The following is a 3376-nucleotide window of genomic DNA, read 5'->3' as shown; positions in this document are numbered from 1 at the left end:
TTGGGCCGCAATGTACAAAACGCTGCTCGGCGAACTTGTTGCCTTGAGCGCGCAAGGTGCGGTGCCAGATGCTGAGTTGCGTGCCCGTCTTGAAGCCTTGATCACCGAAACCCAGAAACGCAAACCACCGAGCAGGGCCTCCCTGGTCCGCGAGGGATTGATTGATGGAATTCGCCCCGTGCGGTCGTTGCTCGTCGCCATTGCAAAGCTGCCCTGGCAGGCCACCGGCGAGCATCCTGCCATCGAGTACCTTGCCAAGCTGCAAGCTTTATATCTCAAAGGATCCAGAAAGCTGCCAGTTGAAGTGGTGGCACCAAGTCTGGGAATGATCTGGCAGGTTTCGATCTCCAGCCCAGACCGGGAACGGGCGTTTCAGGCGTTGGAGGTGGCCACCCTGTTTGCCCTGCGCCGCGCGGTGCGCAATGGCTCGGTCTGGATTGAGCACAGCCTGAGCTTTCGGGGTCGTGCGCGCTTGTTCTTCACGGACGAGCGTTGGCAGGCAGAGTCCAAGAAACACTATGCCCGTCTATCGTTACCCAGCAAGGCTGCCACTTTCTTGAAGCCTTTGCTGGCCAGAGTAACTGCCGGTGTCGATGCGGTGGCCGCTGCAGCCCGCAGTGGCGTACTGCGCGTGGATGATGAACTCCATTTGTCGCCATTGCCCGCAGAGGACGAAGACCCAGAAGTGACCAAGCTGCGCGCGGCTTTGGATCACCGCATCGGTGAGGTTCAATTGCCGGAAGTGATTCTGGCCGTTGACGCCCAGGTGCGCTTTAGCTGGATCATGCTCGGACGTGAGCCGCGCTCTACCGACGAGCTGCTGATGGTCTATGCCGGCATCATGGCCCACGGCACCAGTCTGACTGCGGTCGAATGCGCGCGCATGATTCCGCAATTGTCTGCCACCAGCATTCGCCAGGCCATGCGCTGGGCGCGGGACGAACGGCGTCTGAGCCAGGCCTGCCAGGCTGTGCTGGAATTCATGCAGCGACACCCGATTGCCGCCACCTGGGGGCGGTCCGATTTGGCATCTTCTGACATGATGAGCATGGAGACCACCAAACGGGTGTGGCAAGCCCGGCTTGATCCTCGGCGCAACACACCTTCCATTGGAATCTACTCCCATGTAAAAGACCGGTGGGGCATCTTCCATGCGCAGCCCTTTGTGCTCAATGAGCGCCAGGCGGGCGTGGCCATTGAAGGTGTCATCCGCCAAGAAAAGCTGGAGACCAGCCAGCTTGCTGTGGATACCCATGGCTACACCGACTTTGCCATGTCACATGCCCGTTTGCTTGGTTTTGATCTTTGCCCGCGGTTGAAGGAACTCAAACAGCGCCACCTCTTTGTGCCACGCGGCACCAAAGTGCCCGCAGAAATCGCTGCGGTGTGCGAAGCCAATGTCGACGTCGCTTTGATCGAAAAGCATTGGGATAGTCTGGTGCACCTGGCAGCCTCGGTCATGAGCGGACATGCCAGTGCGGTGGCAGCTCTTGCGCGGTTCGGTTCTGCCGCCCAGGGCGATCCAATCTATGAGGCTGGCGTGCAATTGGGGCGGTTGCTGCGTACGGCGTTTTTGGCTGACTACTTTGTCAAGGACGCTTTCAGGAACGAGTTGCGCCGGGTGCTCAATCGGGGCGAGGCTGTTAACGCCCTCAAGCGCGCCATTTATACCGGCCGGATCAGCCCGGCGCAGGCCAAACGTGTCGATGAAATGCAGGCTGTGGCCGATGCGTTGAGCCTGATGGCCAACATCGTGATGGCGTGGAATACCTCACAGATGCAGGCGGTCCTGGATCGCTGGTCGAACCGCCGCCAGGTCATTCCACCGGAACTGATCGGGAAGATTGCGCCCACCAGGCTGGAGAGCATCAACTTGCGGGGTGTGTTTCGCTTCCCGGTTGACCGCTATGCTGACCAAATCCTGCCTTCGCGGCCAAATGCATCGATAACTGGCACCAATGGATGAAACCGACCACGGTTTGACGCCACGAATCGCAGATTTGAAAGTGAACAGGAAAGTCAATGAAATCAACGATCTACCAACACCACCTCCGCGCCAGTGCTAGCTTTTCGTACCGTCACTTATTGCACTGAAAACGAGGAGACCCCGGGTAGCGGTTCCAGTACCAGGTGCCGCCCACGCCGCCGGCCTTGTCGAAGACGCGCACTTTCAGGCCCTGCTCGTCGCGCAGCTTTTTCAGCATGTACATGCCGCCAAAGCCGGCGCCGATGACGATTGCGTCCAGATGTTTGGTGTTTTTCATGGTGAGTCTCTCTAAGTTGCGGCCACAGCTGCGCCTGGCGGCGACGTAGTGGCCTGCGTTGTTGCAATGAGGAAAATTTCCCCAAGGCTCCTCGGCCTCGGGGTCTTGGCTAACTGGAGCTCAGGCGCCCTTGAACCACTGGGCAATGCGCCGCAGCTCGTCGTCGGCCTCGGGGGCGCGACCCGCCAGGAGCGGGAAGACGTGCTGCATGCCGTCCCCCACCGATAGCGTGACGTTCACGCCCGCCGCCTTGGCGATGCGCTCCAGGTCTTGCGCGTTGTCCAGCAGGGTTTCGGCACTGCCGGCGTTGATGTACAGGCGCGGAAAGCCCGTGTAGTCGGCCTTCAGCGGATTGGCCAGCGGGTCGGTGCGTGAGCCCTTCTCGCCCAGGAACATGCCCGATACGCCCTCCAGAAGGGCCTTGCTGATAAAGGCGTCGGTGGCCGCGTTGGTCTGCAGCGTCTTGCCGACATGCTCCATGTCGAGCCAGGGCGAAAAGGCAATCACCGCGCCCGGCAGCGCCACGCCGTCCTGGCGCAGCTTCAGCACCGTGGAGATGGCCAGGTTGCCGCCCGCCGAGTCGCCGCTGGTGACGATGTCGGCTGCTTTGAAGCCACGCGCCAGCAGTTCTTTGTAGACAGCCGTCGAATCCTCGATCTGGGCCGGATACGGATGCTCGGGCGCCCGGCGGTAGTCGATCACCACCGCGGTCGCGCCCAGGTGCTTGGCCAGGTGACCGGCCAGCTTGCGCCAGCTGGCGGCCGAGCCCACGACAAAGCCGCCGCCGTGCGTGTACAGGATGACCTTCTTGGTGTCTGCGCCATGGGGCAGGGCCCAGATGGCTTCCACGCCGGCGAGCACGTCCGACTTGTAGGTCACGCCTTCAGGCTCGAGCGTGGGTTGATGGCACTCGTCGCACAGGCTGCGCAGGTCGGCGAGGGTCATCGCGGGGTTGGCGGCCATGCGGTCTGACCAGGACTGGTACAGCGCGCGCAAAAAATCAGACTGGGGTGAAGTACCCATGCTTGTCTCCTTTGGTTGTGGTGAGCAACGCCGGATTATGGGGTCTCCTCGTTTTCAGTGCAATAAGTGACGGTACGCAAAGCTAGCAC

At 61.0% G+C, this 3376-nt stretch carries 3 protein-coding genes; 1 reads left to right on the top strand and 2 read right to left on the bottom strand.

All coding sequences use genetic code 11. The features are described 5' to 3' along the window. On the top strand, positions 1-1966 hold a 1966-nt coding region (locus ET21_RS0105745), incomplete at its 5' end, for a Tn3-like element IS1071 family transposase (RefSeq protein ID WP_037470342.1). Positions 1967-2078: 112 nt separating this feature from the next. On the opposite strand, the gene ET21_RS0105740 is transcribed toward ET21_RS0105745, so the two are convergent. Both ET21_RS0105740 and ET21_RS0105735 read right to left on the bottom strand, forming a co-directional pair. Continuing rightward, the gene (locus tag ET21_RS0105740) at positions 2079-2264 is read right to left on the bottom strand and encodes an NAD(P)-binding protein (RefSeq protein WP_030538906.1); all 186 of its coding nucleotides are present in this window, start codon (positions 2262-2264) and stop codon (positions 2079-2081) included. Positions 2265-2384: 120 nt separating this feature from the next. Then, a complete protein-coding gene (locus ET21_RS0105735; RefSeq protein WP_030538905.1) occupies positions 2385-3287 on the bottom strand; it encodes an alpha/beta hydrolase in 903 nt (300 codons plus the stop codon). Between the last annotated feature and the right edge of the window lie 89 nt (positions 3288-3376).

It is taken from the genome of Sphingobium sp. DC-2, from assembly GCF_000722555.1.
Taxonomy (GTDB): Bacteria; Pseudomonadota; Alphaproteobacteria; order Sphingomonadales; family Sphingomonadaceae; genus Sphingobium; species Sphingobium quisquiliarum.
Note: the sequence above shows the minus strand (reverse complement) of the source record. Positions and strands in the feature narration are given on the sequence as shown.